Below are 15913 nucleotides of genomic sequence, written 5' to 3' on the forward strand. Positions count from 1 at the left end.
GACTCGCCTCCAGAGCGTCGGCGGGAAGTCTTTTTCCCACGCTTATAAGGTTAAAATCAGCCGCAGAAAGGTAGAATACCATGTCAACGACAACAGACAAGAGCTCGTCCCCTCCTTGTATGGAGGCGACTAATGATGAATGTACAGTCCCTGTCATTCATATTGACCCTACGTTGTGCACGGGATGCAGACGCTGCGCGGGTGTTTGTCCGGTAGGCGCCATAGAGGGATTGCCGGGAGAACCGCAAACCGTGAACGCAGACCGCTGTGTTTTTTGCGGTCAATGTGTACAAATATGCAGTGTATACGCATCAGATTGGGCGGATGCATCTCCACAGGAAGCCGCCATCAGACGGCAGGCGCGTATGCGTGAACGCGATATGCCTGCCGACATCGGCGAACCGCTATTTGCTGCCTATTATAGCTATAGCCTGAATAAGGTAACTGACATGATGAAGAAACCAGGACAGCTTCGGATCGTCCAATGCGCTCCGGCCATTCGCGTGTCACTGGCGGAGGAATTTGGTATGCCGTTCGGTACCCTGACGCCCGGCAAAATGGCCGCTGCCCTTCGCCGCCTCGGCTTCGATCGCGTATATGATACGAATTTCGGAGCTGACGTAACCATCATGGAGGAAGGCACCGAGCTGATACGCCGCGTGACCGAAGGTGGACCGTTACCAATGTTCACATCCTGCTGTCCGGCATGGGTTCGTTTTGCCGAGATTGAATATCCCGATCTGCTCGACCATCTATCCAGCTGCAAATCGCCAATGCAAATGCTGGGCGCGCTGGTCAAGACTTATGGTGCACAACTCGACGAGGTGAAGCCTGCGAATATTTACAGCGTCGCGATCATGCCATGTACCTGTAAACAATTTGAATGCGATCGTCCCGAAATGGAAGCTGACGGTTATCGTGATGTGGATGAGGTACTAACAACGCGTGAGCTTGCATACTGGATCAAGCAGCGCGGAATTGATTTTATGAACCTGCCTGATGAAGAATTCGATTCACCTTTAGGAAAATATTCAGGTGCTGGCACTATTTTTGGTGTAACTGGAGGGGTAATGGAGGCTGCTATCCGTACAGGCTATGAGCTGCTGACGAATGAGAAGCTGCCGAAGCTTCAGCTGGATTTTGTACGTGGCGAGGAAGGTATTCGAGTAGCCGAAGTTCAGGTGGGCGAGCTGCAGCTCAAGGTGGCGGTCGTCGCTGGGCTACAACATGCTTATCAGCTGCTGGATCGTGTGCAGGCGGGCGAATGTGACTATCATTTTATCGAGGTCATGGGCTGTCCTGCGGGATGTATCAGCGGAGGAGGGCAACCCAAGCTCATGTTGGAAAAACAAAAAATGGAGGCTTATCGTGCGCGTAAATCATCCATCTATGGGCATGATGCTGCATCTCAGGTGCGCAAATCGCATGAGAACCCTTTTATCATCAAGCTTTATGATGAATTTTTGGGTGAGCCGCTTGGGCATGTATCGCACCATCTGCTGCACACGACCTTCCACAAACGTGGACCCGGCAAGCAGAGCCGCAGCAGTGATGTTTCCACCAATGGGAATAACGATTACTCCCTTCATTAAGTTCGGTAAGCACATAAGAGTATATAAGTTGAACTCGAAAGAAACACATTAAAACAGGGTAGCCAGAATGGTGCAATAGGTAACTTTTAAGCTCAGCTTATATAGCAGTAGAGATTATATTTTGTCGTTAGTTAGAGAGGAGTCGAATTTGTATGAATCGTTTTGTTTTAGCTGATCCCGATCAGTGTATCGGCTGCCGTACCTGTGAAATCGCATGTGTCATCGCACATTCGTCGGATAACCCCTTTATCTCGCCGGATGATGAGTTTCATTTTCACCCTCGCCTGAAGGTTATCAAATCATATGGAGTCACCGCACCCGTTCAGTGCCGTCACTGTGAGGATGCCCCATGCGCCAACGCTTGTCCGAACGGCTCCATTACGAACGCAGACGGCTGTATTCTCATTAACAGCGAAAGCTGTATTGGCTGTAAAACCTGTATGATCGCCTGCCCTTATGGCGCAATTACTATGGTGCCTCAGTATAGAGACGGGCAGCCTGTCGTGCAAGACGGACTGTACACCAATATGTCAGGCCGTTTGCAACCCAAAGAACGCATGGTTGCCAGCAAATGTGATCTGTGCGAAGGTGTAGACGGCGGTCCGGCCTGCATTGGAAAATGCCCAACAAAAGCCCTCAAGCTGGTCGAGCCAGATCTGGTTCAGGCCCGAGTTGAGGAAAAACGGGCTGCAAGTGCACGTCAGCTACTGCATATGACGCGCATTCCGGCGACGGGGCTATGACTCCCTCTCCTCCTCTAGCCAAAGATACGCGAACCGAGCGGGATGCGCTAGGAGACATGGAAATTCCTGCGGATGCCTTGTACGGTATTCACACCGCACGCGCGATGAACAATTTTGCAGTCAGTGGCAGGCCCGTGAACCAAAAACTGATTCAAGCGCTTGTACTGGTCAAAAAAGCAGCCGCTCAAGTGAACGGTGAGCAGAAACGACTTCCCGCTCACCGTGCTGCTGCCATTATAAAGGCTTGCGATGAATTACTCGCCGGACGGTATCAAAATATGTTCACCGTCGACGCTCTGCAAGGCGGCGCAGGCACCAGTACCCATATGAATGTGAATGAAGTCATTGCTAATCTGGCCATCGTACAACTCGGGGGCCAGCCAGGACAATACGAGCTTGTACATCCGCTGGATGATGTCAACTGCTGCCAGTCTACGAATGATGTCTATCCTACAGCGCTTCGAATTGCAGCGATACGGCTGCTGCGGCCTTTATGTGACGCCATGTCTTCGTTACAGGAGGCATTACAGCATAAAGAAACGGAATATGCCGACCTGCTCAAGCTGGGCCGTACACAGCTGATGGATGCTCTGCCTATGATGGCCGGGCAAGGCTTCGGCGCCTACGCCAAGGCCATAGCACGTGACCGCTGGCGGCTCTACAAAGCCGAGGAACGGCTGCGAGAAATCCCGATTGGCGGCACGGCAATTGGCACGGGTATGAATGCGCCTCGCGCTTACAGTTACCGGATGGTTGAACAGCTCGCGGACGAGACTGGCTTGGGGCTCTGTCGCAGCGACCACCCCATGGACCCGATTCAGAATATGGACGTTTTTGTGGAGGTATCGGGTCTGCTCAAATCCGCCGCCGTCAACCTGCTCAAAATATCCGGCGATTTTCGTCTGCTGGCCTCTGGTCCTTTTGGTGGCATCGGGGAATACACGCTGCCTCCGGTTCAGGCCGGCTCCTCTATTATGCCGGGCAAGGTCAACCCGGTAATGGCTGAAATGACCGGATTGACCGCGATGCGCGTGATGGCGGAGGATACGGCTATTACGATGGCGGCTGCCTCCGGACAGCTGGAGCTGAATGCGTTCCTGCCGCTGATTTCCGAATCGCTGCTGGAATCGCTGCATATTCTCAGCAATGCCGTTCGTCTGTTCGAGGAACGGTGTGTGCGCGGTCTGGTCGTACATGAGGAACGCTGCTCTGCAAATCTGCGCAGCTCAGCTGTGATGGCTTCCGCGCTGGTCGCGGAGCTTGGCTATGATGAAGCAGCCTCCATTGCATCAGCAGCTATTGCGCAAGGCCGCACACCAGAGGATATTGCAGAGGAGCGCGGTCTACTGACACACTCACGGATTGAGCAATTGTGCCATCCCTATACCGTAACCAAGCCCGGAATTCCCGGGCAGGAAGAAGGAACTCACCATGGGAATGAATGATACCCCTCGTAGCAACCGACCGCATATCGTCCTGCTCGGTCGCCGCAACGCAGGCAAATCCAGTATTCTAAATGCCCTGACGGGCCAGTCCGTGGCTGTGGTATCTCCTATAGGGGGAACAACCACGGACCCGGTTTTTAAGCCGATGGAGCTACTCCCTGCGGGACCTATTGTTCTGGTGGATACCGCCGGACTGGACGATGAGGGTGAGATCGGGGCGCTGCGTCGTGACAAAACGCTGCAAATACTTAACAGTACGGATTTGGCTCTGCTGGTTGTCGACGCTACAGTCGGTGTCAGTTCCTTCGAGCTTGAACTGCTCGACAAGCTCCGCACCAAAAAGATTCCTGTCATTGGGGTTTTAAACAAAGTCGATACCCTTGCTGAATCAGAACAAATGATCACAGCGCTGGAGGCTGAACTGGATCTCTCCCTGATTCCTTTCAGTGCCTCTATGCTCCAGGGAGATACAGAACTGAAAAAGGCTATTACCAGTACGCTCCCCCACAACGAGGATCGTTTTCGCATTGTCGGTGACCTGCTGTCACCCGGCGATGTTGTCGTGCTGGTCGTTCCCATCGACAAAGCTGCACCAAAGGGTCGACTGATTCTGCCGCAGCAGCAGACAATCCGCGATACGCTGGAGAGCGATGCCATCGCAGTCGTGACCAAAGAGCATGAATTGCGGTTGACGCTGGAGCGACTGGGAAGCAAGCCTCGCTTGGTCATTACTGATTCACAGGTTTTTATGAAGGTAGCGGCAGACACACCCAAGGATGTGCCCCTTACCTCCTTTTCCATCCTGTTCGCCCGTCATAAAGGAGATCTTGACGAACTGGTGCGAGGTGCTAGAGCCATTGAGCGTCTCAAGGATGGAGACCGCGTACTCATAGCCGAAGCCTGCACGCACCAGTGTCAATCGGACGACATCGGCCGGGTAAAAATCCCCCGCTGGCTCCGTCAAACGATAGGCAAGCGCCTCATCATCGAGCATGCATCCGGCCCCAGCTTTCCTGACGATCTAAGCGAGTATGCCCTGGTTATTCATTGCGGTGCCTGCATGCTCAACCGGCGTACAATGCTTCATCGACTCTCGGAAGCAAAAGCCGCAGGGGTGCCGATTGTGAACTATGGTGTTTTTATCGCTTATGTACAGGGTGTCTTCCCACGTGCTATAGAATGCTTTCCATCTGCTATGCTGGCATGGGAGCACGCCTTGGAGCCAACAGCTATTGCTGAAAGATCCCATCATTAATGTTTTTTCTTTCTAACACAAAAGCAGTCGCGCTGATCCCCAACGCGACTGCTTTTTACTTTCCGTTCTACTATAATAAGAATGTCTATAGCGAGAAAGGATGTTATAAAAAATATAATTTGCTAAAAATACAAATCGCGCTCGCCTGCTTCCAGCCGTTCCAGCCTGTCAAGCGTCAGACGGCGAGTCGATTGACGTGGAATACGCTCCAGATTCTCTCGCAGGGCGGCGGCTCCCAGCTCACGTGCCTCTTCATCCCCATAATCCAGCAGATATTCTTGGAAGGTCAGCAGCGAATTCGGCTGACACACATTGTGGATTTGTCCAGATTTGGCAAGCTCCATGAAGCGATCTCCGGTCCGTCCCTCACGGTAGCAAGCTGTACAGTAGCTTGGCATATACCCGCCTCGGCACAGGCTTTTGATAATTTCCACTGGAGAGCGATGATCCCCGACCTCGAACTGAGGCTTATCATCCGCCTCTTGTCTTGCATATGCCCCCACACCGGTAGCAGAACCAGCACTGATCTGCGATACACCCAAACCAATGACACGATCCCTGAATTCCGACTCTTCGCGCGTAGACAGGATCATTCCCGCATAAGGTACAGCCAGCCGTAGAACCGCTACAATTTTCATAAAATCCTCGTCACTCACTAGATACGGATAGCGTTCCGGGTCCACATTTTCAGCCGGACGAAGTCGGGGAACAGAAACCGTGTGAGGGCCGCAGCCAAACACTTCCTCCAGATGCTCCGCATGCTTAAGCATCGCTACCGTTTCATAGCGGAAATCGTACAAACCGTACAACACACCGATTCCCACATCATCTATGCCTGCACGCATGGCCCGGTCCATGGCGGTCGTATGCCAATCGTAGTCCCGTTTGGGTCCTTGCAGATGATATTTGCGATAGCTTTCGCGATGATACGTCTCCTGGAACAAAATATACGTACCGATCCCGACCTCCATAAGCTTCCGGTAATCCTCCTCCGTCGTTGCGGCAATATTAACATTAACCCGCCGGATGCTCCCGTTGTCCACCTTTATATCGTAGATCTGACGCAAACAATCGACGATATAATCAATAGAACAATGGACCGGGTCCTCCCCCGCTTCCAGTGCAAGCCGTTTGTGCCCCATTTCCTGCAGCACCCTAACCTCCTCGGCCAGTTCCTCCGGTGTCAGGCGGCTGCGGGTAAAGCTGTCATTGGTATGCTTGTAGCCACAGTATTCGCAGTTATTGACGCAGTGGTTGCTAACATATAGTGGAGCGAACAGCACAATCCGGTTGCCATAAATCTGCTCTTTAACCGCACGCGATGATCTGAACATCTCTTCTAATAATTCAGGATCTTCCACATGCAAAAGAGCCGCCGCTTCACTCGCATTCAGTCCCCGGCAGGCTCTCCCCTTTTCTAGAATTTCCAAAATCCGATTTCGATCTGTCGCCTCTTGCTTCCCCTGCTCCACGGCCGCCATAATCTCTGCTTCATTAATAAAATCCGCCGACACTTTCTCCCGTACTCCACTCACGTATACCCATCTCCTTATTTATGGTTACTGCAATGTTTCCGTTATAGTCTCTCTAGGTTTCCTGTCTCACGAACTGTCGCTGGGCCTTTATACTGTCCCCCCGTCCCATGTCCACTTCAAACCCGGCTCCACGAATTCGCAGCTCCAGGCAATGTCGGCATTGGGCAGACTCATCGCCCAAGCATATTTTATTTTCATAAATCGCATACTTGGGCCTCACCGCCAGCGGGGACAAATTGGGCATAACCACATTCGCCCCCGCCTGAAGGGCCTTCTCCCTGCCTTGGGGATGAATGGTTCCCATCGCCGTAGACGCCGGAATGAGCGCATCCGGAACAACCAATCGAGACAACGAGATCATATCCAGCGCCTTTTCCATACTCCCCTGGCTGGCATCCCGCAGCGGCGTATTGCTATGCGGTAAAAAGGGGCCAATCCCGATCATATCCGGGTTCAGGCTATGCAGATAGACCAGATCATCTGCCAGCTCACTGTTGGTTTGTCCCGGCAGCCCCACCATACAGCCGGCCCCGATCTGAAAGCCGATTCGTTGCAGTGCCAGCAGACGACTGCGCCTGCTTTCCATCGTCATGGTCGGATGCAGCCTGGCGTACAATTGAGCTGAAGCCGTTTCATGACGCAGCAAAAAACGGTCTGCTCCCGCCTCGTATAACAGCTCATACGTTTCATCATCCCGTTCACCAATAGACAGTGTAACCGCCACATCTGCGAAGCGGCTTTTAATGTCCCGAATCAGTTTCGTCAATCGGGCTGTCGTAAACCAGGTATCTTCACCGCTCTGCAGTACAAACGTCCGATAGCCCAGATCATATCCCTCCGCACAGCAAGCCAGAATTTCCTCCGGCCTCAATCGGTAGCGATCTGCCTGTTTGTTGGAAGCACGCAGCCCACAGTACATGCAATCCTGACGGCATATACTGGAGAATTCAATTAAGCCCCGTAAAAAAACACCCTTGCCATAACGCTCCATTTTGGTGCGAGCTGCCAGTTCTCGTAATTGAGCCCGCACGATCGGATCTTCATCCAGACGTGTCAGCAGCCCTGTCATTTCCGTATGCGTCCATTTCTTGCCGTCAGCCAGACGCAGTAATAATTCGTCCGTGACTCATCCCTTCTTCCCTTGTCCATCCGGACTTCAATTCGTCAGCAGCTTGTATCGTACATGTATTAATTCTAGCAACATCGACGGAGATATAACGTGATTAGTTTCACAAAATATCCCATTTTCTAATTCCAGCTCCGCCCTCTGCCTCAAAAAATACATAATTACCTAAGCACAAAAAGCGGCACAAAAAGCAGTACAAAAAGAGGCCAAAAAAGCTGTCTCCTCCTTTTTAGGGAAGAAACAGCTCTGTTGATCGTTCTGTTTATTTTATTGAATCAAATCAATCGCCTGCTGTGGTACAAAATAATCAACACCGTTAAACACAACTACACCGTTGAGCGTGGAATTTTTACCATTTAGCGTAGCGATGTTTTTGTATACTGGAAGCTCCAGCTTGGTGCTGCCCTTAGTCACCGTAATGACTTTCGTATCCGCCGTAAATTTGGCTCCTTTCGCTTCAAAAGCCGTTTTCGTAGGGACAAACAACTGCTTGCTAACCGTATCCAAATCCAGTCCGAGTACACGTGTCATATATTTATTGACATCCGTGTTGTCGATTACACCGGATGGACGGTCTCCATTTGGCGCATACGTGTACAACACGACATCACCACCTGTATGTCCCCCTGTCGTCCAGCCAATATTCGCACGTTTACTGATCATCGGTCCGACGGCATAGTTCATGCTGCCTTCTTTGGCTTCTTTGATTGCTTTTACTTCTTCGTCCGTCAAATCCGTAATACCAAAATACGTCGACAACACTTCTTTAATGTTACTGCGATCTGCATTCAGCTTGGCTTCCAATCCTTCGCCCGTCAGCTTAGCTTTTTTCAGTGGGTCTATAAAGGAAGCTAAAGGTGTTTTGTCATAATTGCCTGTGGTATTGCTGCTGCCAATCGTCAATCCACCGTTTCCGTGGTCTGTTACGGCTACAACAACCGTATTTTGGTTCTGCTTGGCGTAGTCCAAAGCAACCTTCACCGCATCGTCAAACGAAAGCACATCACTGATAATACCTGTTGGGTCGTTTGCATGCGCTGCCCAATCCACTTTACTGCCTTCGACCATCAAAAAGAAGCCTTTATCGTTTTTGGACAGCACATCAATCGCTTTCGTCGTCATTTCTGCCAGACTAGGCTCCTTCGAAGCATCACGATCCAACTCATACGCAAGGGCTTCCGGAGCGAAGCTGCCCCAAAGCTTGCTGGAGGTTGATTTCTTTAACCCTTCAGGTGTTGTGACAAAATCATAGCCCTGGTCTTTAATTTGCGCAATCAAATCCTGCCCGTCCTTACGTTCGGATGCTTCCAGGAACTTGCTCCCACCACCTAGCACAACATCAACACCGTTATAGACTTGCTGCATGCTGAGTGCATCATAATTTTTACGGTCAGGGTAATGGGCCGTGAAATCAGCCGGAGTGGCGTGCATAATCTCCGAAGTAGCAATAATCCCGGTAGACTTGCCTGCCAGTTTGGAAGCCTCGAGAATGGAGGCTACAGGCTTCTTGGCGTCGCCTGCTGCGATAGGCTGTTGTTCGGGCATGGTTGCTTCGTCCGGAAGAACGCCTACATAGCCCGTATGTGATTTATGCCCTGTCGCAAAAGCAGTTCCCGCCGGAGCAGAATCTGCAATCGGAGCATCTGCAGAATGTGTGCGCACCATACCGCTTGCCATGCTGTCCAACGTTAAGGAAGAGCCTTTATACCATCTAGCCAGTGCAGTGGCGTCATTAGCCATACCATCGGGAATCAGAATAATTACATTTTTAATCGAGTTGTCTTTCTCAGCCGCCATCACCGTACCACCGCTAGCTGCTAACATCATCGTTGCTACGAGTGCAGCTACCGATTTTTTTGTATGTATTCCCCAACATTTTAGCATTCATTTTCCTCCTAGACCCTTTATTATCCAACCAGAACTAAGATTAATTGTATTTTGTCAAGAGAATGTTAAGAGAGCTGTCTATCTATATTAAAAGTCCTATTTGTGAAAATAAACGCTTCATCTATATAACAGTTGTGACACATGAAAAGGATTGGGATTGGGAATTTGATTTGAATATTGTATAATCAGTCTATGATGTAATAGGTAAATCTTATAAGAAAAGGAGCCCAAAATCGATGGAGTTCAGACAGCTTCAATATACCCTGCAAATTGCAGCGGAAAAAAACTTCTCGCGTGCAGCAGAAAAGCTGCATATTGCCCAGCCTTCGCTGAGCCAGCAATTGTCCAAACTGGAAAAGGAACTCGGGGTGCTGTTATTTCAACGCAATACAAGTACGGTGGAATTGACGCATGCAGGCGCAAGCTTTGTAGAAAAAGCCAAAAAAATCGTCGATGCAGTCGAGCAGCTCCGGCAGGAAATGGACGATATTTCCCAGCTGCGCAAAGGGAAGGTCGTCGTGGGCAGTATGCCTATTACGGGCTCTCATTTGCTGCCACATGTATTGCCTGTCTTCAAAAAGGCTCATCCGGACATTGAAATCGTGCTGGTCGAGGATTCATCCATGAATCTGGAGAAAAAAACAGCCAGTGGTGATACTGATCTCAGCCTGCTGTCACTCCCATTAGTAGAGCCTACACTTTCCTATGTGCCTATCGGTGAAGAATGGATTGATCTCGCCGTTCCCCCGGGTCACCCTTTAGCCTTGCGTAAAATCGGTGACCAGCCACAGCCTGTGCATATGGAGGAGCTAAAAGACGAGCCTTTTGTCGTTCTGAAAAAAGGACAGGGATTTCGCAAGCTGACGATGGATTTGTGCCATCAGGCAGGCTTTGAACCTCATGTGGTGTTTGAAAGCACCAACATGGAGACCCTGCAATCACTCGTAGCAACAGGTATGGGAGTGACACTCGTCCCTCGTTTTATCGCCCGGGCCGCCAGCAGCGAGTTCGTTCCGGCTTTACTGCCCCTGGCCAAACCGACACCAAGCCGTACCTTAGCCATTGCTTACCGCAACGGACGTTATCTGTCCAAAGCTGCCGAAGCTTTTATTGATACTTTCCGGGAAACGGTCAAGCAACTTTCTCAAAAGTAGCTGCGAATATGACAAGGACCGCCTTCCTCCCCGGCCAAAGCCAGAAAAGAAGACGGTCCCGGGGCTCCCCCCTATTATTGCATTCCCAATATAAGTGCATGGGTTCGAATAAATACTTCAACCTCGTTCAGCCTCGCCTGTTCGTGATCAGGATTGTCCTAAATCAGGTGGACTTTTATCCTGAGCATAGCCCATTTCGTAATTGTTGCCGACAACCTGTCTGTTCAAGCCTCTCGGCCGTGACAGGCCATCCCTGTTCGCCAGTTCGGATCTACTTTGGTTATCCATCGTTATCAACCTCCTGGTGTCGGGATACTATTATAGTACACCTATAATCTGTATCTGAAACAGGTATCGACAACTTTTTTATCGGGAAGCACCAAATGTTTGCTGTATCTCGGCTTCACTCACCTGTGTCTTAAAGACCTGCTTTGACAGATCTTGCGGTGAATACAATGCTTCCCTGCTATTACTGCTGATTGGCGTTATCGCTTCAACATAAAAACCTATAACCCCTGTAAAGCCAACCCTCCATCCAAAAAGTTATTCGTAGTGTTGTAGTATCGCTCAAGAGATACACCGAATTTAGTAATCGTAAAATTCACCTGCCAAATCCCAACCCCTTTTTTATGCATCGTTTCACCTGTTCATGAATATAGTCCGAGTTAGGGGCATTTAAAGGGTTCCTTTTGATATGCGGCGGGTAATCTAAGATTAAATTTTGCAAGGGTGTCATGGCTTCTAAATAAGTATCTCCTACCAAGAAATCTAATTTGGATTGTCCTAACCATCGTTCTCGCTGTATCTCATCAAATCGGAAACCATTTCCGGAAATTGACGTTTCATTAAAAAATGCTCGACATATCGATTCGCAGCATTTTGATTGGTACCAAGGATTGTTTGACTACGATATCTTCTATTCTATGATCAGGTGGCGCATTGTCGGATGACAAGCGAGAACATTATCTCATGAATGACAAGAATATTATTTCATTTCTCATTTCATAATAGCCGACATTTAAATTTATCGTTCTCCCTACATTTGGAAGGATGATTTCAATCCTTTGTTTGTACCTTACATCTGAGTAGTGTTTTAAAATTGTTCTCGGAATACTAATTTTGTAACATAGTATCTAATTTATTACGATCCTGTTTCACTACATCCTTACCCGATGACTAGACCACCATCGCTGTGCGATTCAGCACATCCTCTCCTGTTCCGCCGACAATCTCGGCAGGACGCCTGGTGTTATAAATCCACCCAGTAATTCAAGGCAGATTGTCAACGCCTCTTTTTCCTCGACCAGCTTCTGAATATGTACGTCCAGGCTATCCGTCCCGTTAAATCGTAACTTCATCCCCCGCCAAACATGAGATTACCAAATTAATCCTTTTAACCCACATCATTCTCTGTTCACCTCTTTTGAGAAAATGAGACATTCTTCTATTACTGTTAATTAAACCATACACAAATGCTATTGAATAATCCTGCTCGCTACAGAGAAAAATATTTAGGTACAAAAAATCACATAATTGGAGGTAAAACATGTCTGATTCAAGAAGAAATTCGAGAAGAGGTTCAGGCTCAGGCGCAAATTCAAGATATGGTGTATTAATCGGCCGCGTCATTGACATTCATAAAGATCCGGAAAGTGACCAGTCTCCCCACTACAATATCGTTGTCGAGGCGGATCATGGGAAACAATATAAGCTCCCCATCAACGTTCAGTCTATCGATCCGGACCTTCCCCGGTCGCTTTATTACAGCGACGAAAACTATAATGCACAAGCCATTACCATTTTGCCAACGATGAACTCCGGTTTTCATGACATCAATTATCATCAGAATGTAAATGCAGACATTGCCGTCGATTTCATTCGCAGCGGGTTATTTGACCCCAATAAAATGGAGATTTTGCCTTTTACAGCTCCCGGTGAAAACAATGACTTATACGATTTTATTGATAAATACATGCACAAGGCGCTGAATAATGAGGATGCGACCATTTACGCTTACGGTACGCATTTTACGGGAAACGGCCTTGGCGTTCACAACATCCATATGAATCAAGGGAACAGCAAATATTCATCGAGGGAAAATGACATTTTCCATGACGGCTGTTTTCTGGTCCATTTCACAGCGGAAAATAAATGGATTGCTTATTTCTTGGCCTTTCAAAGCCAGTCATGGTGCACAGACGATCACGGGAAACCGCTGCAAGGTAGCATCGATCAAGACGGGCATCCTCTGGGAGCATGCAAATACAGTACTGTTCAAGTCGAGCTGCAAAGAGATGAGCCTGTCCCCGTAGGATAAGTGTCAGATCGCCATCACATCCAGAGGCTCTGCCCGTCATCATTTGCCTGCACCTCGTATTCTGTATTGTCGTTCCTTATAAATTCAGTATGGAAGGCAGTATCTGGCACCACAATACATTTTGGCACATACAAACAAACCGGAAAATCTGGAGCTTTAACCTGTATTTTGCCGGTTTCGTTTTGAGCATAGAGTTGGTTCACACAAAATTTTGCACACTTTGGAGTATTAAATTCCCAGATTATCAGCCGATTTTGTGTTCAAAACCATCACTTCCTTTAAAGCCTTATCCAGCTCGCCAATCGACGTCAGCATAATAATCTGGTTGTTCAGGATTGTCGTGAGCATATCCGCCGCATTTTCCAGATAGACCAATTGGCCTCCGCCATAGACAGCGTTAACAACGCCTCCTGTACGGAACCCATGGCAAAACAATACCCGTTATAGGCGACACACAGCCCAAGTCAGACGGTGAAAAACTCGTTCCTTGAGCATGAAATGTTCCTTTTATTATGCAGGACGACTAAACAGAACGACGTTTATCGGTCATACAAAGAGGGACGGCGATCCTCAAATACCGGGATACGCCCACGCACATCCTGCACCAGGGCTGACTCTATCGTTCCTGTAATAATCTCCTCCTGCTCTCCGCCCTCGGCAACAATCTCTCCCCACGGATTAATGATGAGGGAATGTCCAAAGAAATCAGTGTCTCCGCTGCGGCCAACCCGGTTACAGGCAATAACATACATTTGATTTTCAATGGCACGTGCGGTCAGCAGGGTACGCCAGTGATGGAGTCGGGGATGAGGCCATTCCGCGGGTACGATCAGCAGGTTGGCGCCGGACAAGGCCAGACTGCGGGCCAGTTCGGGAAAACGGATGTCATAGCAGATCGAAGCCCCAGCCTGAATCCCGCCATCCAGTGTGAACAAAACCTTTTCCTCACCAGACTGCAAGTATTTTTCTTCCTCCATCAGACGGAATAAATGAATCTTGGAATACGAAGCCACCTCAGCTCCTGTCCGGTCAAAAACAATCATTGTATTGTACACATGACCATCGCTTTTTTTCTCTGCAATCGACCCGGCGACCACATTCACCTGATGGGTGGCGGCGAATGCAGCTATCCATTCCCGGGTCTCTGCCCCTTCCTTGTCCGCCAGCTCATGAATGCGATCCAGGGCATAGCCCGTGTTCCACATTTCCGGCAGGATCATCAGATCCGGCTTGTCTGCGGCTGTTGCCGCCTGTTCCATTAAAGTACGCATATGACTGCGGTTTTCTGATGGATTTCCAAGTTCAATATGAGCCTGTATAAGTGCAACACGGAACGGCTGAGCTTCATGATTCGTCAAAATCGTTCATCCTCCCTGTAACCGGAGCATACGATGACTGCTGGTCCGGTATTTTCCCCCATCATAGCCCGATCTCGCTTTGGCACGCAACCATATAAACTCAATTCCCCCTATACAACTCGGTAAAATCATGATAAATTAATCCTCAAACTATTCCAAAAGGTCGTGTGAATGCATGAGTCATTTTTCCATTCCCTCCGCGGACGTGATGAAGCAGCTGCCCACTCAATTTTTTGCCACACTCGTACAAAATGTAAACCGTGAAATTGCGGCGGGGCATGATGTCATTAATCTCGGACAAGGGAACCCGGATACACCCACCCCGCCTCATATTGTAAAAGCCTTGCAGGAATCAGCGGACAACCCGCTTTATCATAAGTACTCGCCTTTTCGCGGCTATGGCTTTCTCAAAGAAGCCGTAGCCCAGCGCTATCAGGAGGATTACGGTGTGACGCTCGACCCGGAAACCGAGGTCGCCATCTTGTTTGGCGGAAAAACAGGCTTGGTACAATTGCCGCAAATCCTGCTCAATCCTGGCGATGTATGCCTCGTGCCTGATCCCGGCTATCCGGATTACTGGTCTGGCGTAGCCTTGGCTAAAGCGGAGATGTCTTTTCTTCCATTGAAGGAAGAAAACCGTTTTCTGCCCGATTACGAAGCGATCTCTGAAGAAGACCGCCGCCGTGCCAAGCTGATGTTCCTTAACTATCCGAACAATCCGACCTCGGCAACTGCCCCGCTTTCCTTCTACGAGGAAACGGTCGAATTCGCACAGCGCAACGGGATTGTGGTTGCCAGTGATTTTGCTTATGGTGCGATCGGCTTTGACGGCGAACGCCCGGTCAGCTTCCTCCAGGCCGAGGGGGCCAAGGACGTAGGCATCGAGTTTTATACTTTGTCCAAAACCTACAATATGGCGGGCTGGCGCGTCGGCTTTGCACTCGGCAATGCCGAAATCATCTCCATGATTAACCTGCTGCAGGATCATATTTATGTCAGCTTGTTTGGAGGCATTCAGGCAGCAGCAGCAACAGCTCTGACGTCATCGCAGGATTGCGTAGGCGAACTGGTGGCCCGCTATGAATCGCGCCGCAATGCTTTTTACGATGCACTTGAGCACATCGGCTGGAAGGCGAAGCGCCCACAGGGCTCCTTCTTTAGCTGGCTGCCTGTGCCGCAGGGCTATACTTCAGCCTCCTTTGCCGATCTGCTGCTGCGTGAGGCCAAGGTAGCCGTCGCTCCGGGGGTCGGCTTCGGCAGTGGAGGCGAAGGATATGTGCGGGCAGGGCTGCTAAGCTCGGAAGCCAGGCTGTCTGAAGCGGCTGAGCGAATCGGCAAGCTGAATCTGTTTCGTTAAGCCGTATTTTCCAGCGACAACTTCTTTGCCAAACTCGACCTTTTCGTGGTATTCTGTATCCAATATCATTTAGCGCGTTGAAGGGATTATTAAGAGAGGCCCATCCTGTTCAGAGAGTAAATTCCGATAGGCTGCAAGAATTTA

The 15913-nt window shown here is 49.6% G+C and carries 13 protein-coding genes and 1 pseudogene; 7 read left to right on the forward strand and 7 right to left on the reverse strand.

The genetic code is table 11. From position 1 onward, the window contains the following. Positions 1 to 80 precede the first annotated feature (80 nt). The 4 genes from WG8_RS13490 (at position 81) to hydF (ending at position 5035) form a co-directional block, all read left to right on the forward strand. The gene (locus WG8_RS13490; protein WP_232289106.1) at positions 81 to 1592 is read left to right on the forward strand and encodes a [FeFe] hydrogenase, group A; all 1512 of its coding nucleotides are present in this window, start codon (positions 81 to 83) and stop codon (positions 1590 to 1592) included. A gap of 152 nt (positions 1593 to 1744) precedes the next feature. Then, complete coding sequence (locus tag WG8_RS13495) at positions 1745 to 2335, forward strand: 4Fe-4S dicluster domain-containing protein (protein ID WP_007430754.1); 591 nt, start codon at positions 1745 to 1747, stop codon at positions 2333 to 2335. A gap of 56 nt (positions 2336 to 2391) precedes the next feature. Further along, entirely contained in the window at positions 2392 to 3780 is a 1389-nt protein-coding gene (locus WG8_RS13500; RefSeq protein WP_043891068.1) for an aspartate ammonia-lyase, read from the forward strand. Then, positions 3767 to 5035 (forward strand): [FeFe] hydrogenase H-cluster maturation GTPase HydF, encoded by a 1269-nt coding sequence (gene hydF / locus WG8_RS13505; protein ID WP_043891069.1) that lies wholly within the window; start codon positions 3767 to 3769, stop codon positions 5033 to 5035. Before WG8_RS13500 ends, hydF begins: the two co-directional genes overlap by 14 nt. 122 nt (positions 5036 to 5157) lie before the next feature. Here hydF and hydG read toward each other — a convergent pair whose 3' ends face one another. From hydG to WG8_RS13520, 3 genes are all read right to left on the reverse strand, one after another. After that, positions 5158 to 6570 carry a [FeFe] hydrogenase H-cluster radical SAM maturase HydG gene (hydG, locus tag WG8_RS13510; protein WP_007430757.1) on the reverse strand — a complete coding sequence of 471 codons (1413 nt, stop codon included), beginning with the start codon at positions 6568 to 6570 and terminating at the stop codon, positions 5158 to 5160. Positions 6571 to 6622: 52 nt separating this feature from the next. Then, on the reverse strand, positions 6623 to 7672 hold the full coding sequence (gene hydE / locus WG8_RS13515) for a [FeFe] hydrogenase H-cluster radical SAM maturase HydE (protein WP_269744431.1): 1050 nt from the start codon (positions 7670 to 7672) through the stop codon (positions 6623 to 6625). A 291-nt stretch (positions 7673 to 7963) separates the two neighbouring features. Further along, positions 7964 to 9580: an alkaline phosphatase gene (locus tag WG8_RS13520; RefSeq protein WP_007430759.1), complete on the reverse strand. Its 1617-nt coding sequence runs from the start codon at positions 9578 to 9580 to the stop codon at positions 7964 to 7966. Positions 9581 to 9819: 239 nt separating this feature from the next. Between WG8_RS13520 and WG8_RS13525 the strand changes: the two genes are divergently transcribed. Next, the gene (locus WG8_RS13525; RefSeq protein WP_007430760.1) at positions 9820 to 10737 is read left to right on the forward strand and encodes a LysR family transcriptional regulator; all 918 of its coding nucleotides are present in this window, start codon (positions 9820 to 9822) and stop codon (positions 10735 to 10737) included. Between the two features lie 147 nt (positions 10738 to 10884). Here WG8_RS13525 and WG8_RS27415 read toward each other — a convergent pair whose 3' ends face one another. Both WG8_RS27415 and WG8_RS28475 read right to left on the reverse strand, forming a co-directional pair. Further along, complete coding sequence (locus WG8_RS27415; RefSeq protein WP_007430761.1) at positions 10885 to 11025, reverse strand: hypothetical protein; 141 nt, start codon at positions 11023 to 11025, stop codon at positions 10885 to 10887. A gap of 891 nt (positions 11026 to 11916) precedes the next feature. Continuing rightward, positions 11917 to 12126, reverse strand: a pseudogene (locus tag WG8_RS28475) (DUF523 domain-containing protein); the annotation flags it as partial. 157 nt (positions 12127 to 12283) lie between these two features. On the opposite strand from WG8_RS28475, the gene WG8_RS13530 reads away from it, so the two are divergent. Then, positions 12284 to 13054, forward strand: coding sequence for a YukJ family protein (locus tag WG8_RS13530; RefSeq protein ID WP_007430762.1), 771 nt, complete (start codon positions 12284 to 12286; stop codon positions 13052 to 13054). Positions 13055 to 13282: 228 nt separating this feature from the next. Here the strand turns inward: WG8_RS13530 and WG8_RS28480 are convergent, their stop codons facing one another. Continuing rightward, the gene (locus WG8_RS28480) at positions 13283 to 13429 is read right to left on the reverse strand and encodes a hypothetical protein (RefSeq protein ID WP_007430763.1); all 147 of its coding nucleotides are present in this window, start codon (positions 13427 to 13429) and stop codon (positions 13283 to 13285) included. A 164-nt stretch (positions 13430 to 13593) separates the two neighbouring features. Beyond that, a complete protein-coding gene (locus tag WG8_RS13535) occupies positions 13594 to 14412 on the reverse strand; it encodes a carbon-nitrogen family hydrolase (RefSeq protein ID WP_007430764.1) in 819 nt (272 codons plus the stop codon). A gap of 175 nt (positions 14413 to 14587) precedes the next feature. Here WG8_RS13535 and WG8_RS13540 point away from each other — a divergent pair, with 175 nt between their 5' ends. Then, entirely contained in the window at positions 14588 to 15769 is a 1182-nt protein-coding gene (locus tag WG8_RS13540) for a pyridoxal phosphate-dependent aminotransferase (RefSeq protein WP_007430765.1), read from the forward strand. The last annotated feature ends 144 nt before the right edge of the window (positions 15770 to 15913 follow it).

Source organism: Paenibacillus sp. Aloe-11, from assembly GCF_000245715.1.
Taxonomy (GTDB): Bacteria; Bacillota; Bacilli; order Paenibacillales; family Paenibacillaceae; genus Paenibacillus; species Paenibacillus kribbensis.